We start from the raw sequence: 596 nt of genomic DNA, 5'->3' as shown, positions 1-596 counted from the left end.
TGGCGAAGCAAAAGAAGTAACGATTAAAAAGGCAGATTTACTAAAAGTAACAGGTGGCACAGTGTACGTAAGTGTACAAAGTGAAAATGAGCTAGAAAGTGCTCGTACAGCGGTGAAATATGAATCACAAATAACAGTGGCACCAGCGGTGGATACAGTAAAAGTAGCGAACAATAAAGCTGGAGATGTGGATACAATCACAGTGAGTGAAGTAACTGAAGGTGATATTGTAAAAGTATATGATGCATCAACAGAAGGAAAAGAATTAGGAAAAGCGACAGTAGCAAAAGAAGCGACAGAAGTGAAGATTGAAAAAGCAGATTTACTAGTAGAAACAGGCGGCACAGTATACGTAACAGTAACGAAGCCGAATAAAGATGAGAGTAAGAGAGTCACAGTGAAGTACGAAGCAGAGCCAACAACGGTGGCACCAGCAGTAGAAAAAATCACAGTGTCAAATAATAAAGTGGAAGCAGAAGATACAATTACAGTGTCAGAACTGAAAAAAGGTGACATTGTCCGTGTATATGAAGCGTCAAAAGGTGGAGAAGCGATCGTAACATCAGAAGCGGTAGCTGGCGAAGCAAAAGAAGTAA

The 596-nt window shown here is 40.3% G+C and carries 1 pseudogene; it reads left to right on the top strand.

The window, feature by feature from the left end:
• Positions 1 to 596: pseudogene (locus tag DN390_RS31485) on the top strand (hypothetical protein); the annotation flags it as partial.

The organism is Bacillus sp. SH7-1 (assembly GCF_008042405.1).
Taxonomy (GTDB): Bacteria; Bacillota; Bacilli; order Bacillales; family Bacillaceae_G; genus Bacillus_A; species Bacillus_A thuringiensis_N.
The sequence above is the reverse complement of the archived record's forward strand: the minus strand, read 5'-3'. Positions and strand labels throughout refer to the sequence as shown.